The following is a 1,426-nucleotide window of genomic DNA, read 5'->3' on the forward strand; positions in this document are numbered from 1 at the left end:
ACCACCCACCCCGTAAGCCACAACACCAACCGACCAATGCACCACCGCGCCGCCCCACCCCACGCGGCGCGCAAGCAGGACAAATGCCGCCGCAATCCAGGTGGCCGCGTCCGCAGGCGTGGTCGTCGAGAGCCCTCCGCACAGACCGCTGACGGCTGCGTCGGGCACCGCGAACGGGCAATACAGGCGAGCGGCGCGCACGAGCGACAACCAGGCGCTCGCCACTAGACCGACCGGCACGAAAAGGACGGGAGCACAACGTCGGACGGACGGCGCGCACGTACAGCGCGGGCAGGCGGGCCACGCGAGCTGACGGCGCGGACGGGCACGAACGGATGGCGCGCGTGGCACGCATGGCTGTCCGCGCCGTTCTCCCGCGCGCGCCGCTCGGTTCAGCAGTGAGCCCTCCACTCGCCGCCCACCCCGCTCGTCGGCCGCCCCGTGTCGCCGCCCGCGCCGTCCGGCCGGCCCTGCTGCCCGTACCGCACGCTCACACCGTCCTCCCGCCTGCTCACACTGCTCGGTCCAGTGGCGAGCCCGCTCGGTACCCGTCCGCGCCGCCCGCTCGTGCTGCCCGCCCGCTCGTGCGACCCGCAGTGCCCGATCAGCCGGCGAGGCCCTACTTGTCGGCCGTCCCGCTCGCCGCTCGCCCCGCTTCGTTGCCCGCCTCGTGCTGTCCCTCCTGCCCGTACCGCACGCTCGCGCCGTCTGTCCGCGCCACCCGCAACGCCACGCCACCACCCCGCGCCCTCACGCCACCCCGGTCCCCACATGTCACGCCCGGCACCCGCTCGTACCCGTCCGCGCCGTCCACTCAGGTGGCCCGCCTACCCATGCTGGCCATGCCGCACGTTCACACCGTTCGTCCGCGCCACCCGCGCCACCCGCGCCACCCGCGCCACCCGCAACGCCACGCCACCACCCCGCGCCCTCACGCCACCCCGGTCCCCACATGTCACACGCGGCACCCGCTCGTACCCGTCCGCGCCGTCCACTCAGGTGGCCCGCCTACCCATGCTGGCCATGCCGCACGTTCACACCGTTCGTCCGCGCTACTCGCGCCTCTCGCGCCATCGATGCCACGTGCCATCCACGCGTGGGCCGATGGCACAAGCGAACGGGCGGCGCGGGTGAACGCGGACATGCGGTGCCCGGACGACGGCACGGCCAGCACAAACGGGCCAAGGACGCGGACATGCGGCCCAGGGCGGGCAACGAGCGGGGCCGGCGACGTCTGGGGCTCACAACTGGACCGCTGGCGCGGGCAGCACAAGCGGAAGGGAGGCCGCGCGGGCGGCATGACGGGCGAGCGCCGGACAGGCCACGCGGGCAGGCGGGGCACGCCGTGCGGGCCGGGCGAGGCGCGCGGCGCGCGGCGGGGCGCGGGGCCGCGCGGGGCGGGGGGGGGCCCGCGCCCGGCGCCGTT

General features: G+C 75.9%; 1 protein-coding gene. It reads right to left on the reverse strand.

The annotated features are described in order from the left end of the window. The coding region (locus tag DMH08_RS42235; protein ID WP_233618080.1) for a hypothetical protein at positions 1-225 on the reverse strand (225 nt) is incomplete at its 3' end. Between the last annotated feature and the right edge of the window lie 1,201 nt (positions 226-1,426).

Source organism: Actinomadura sp. WAC 06369, assembly GCF_003947565.1.
GTDB lineage: Bacteria > Actinomycetota > Actinomycetes > Streptosporangiales > Streptosporangiaceae > Spirillospora > Spirillospora rifamycini.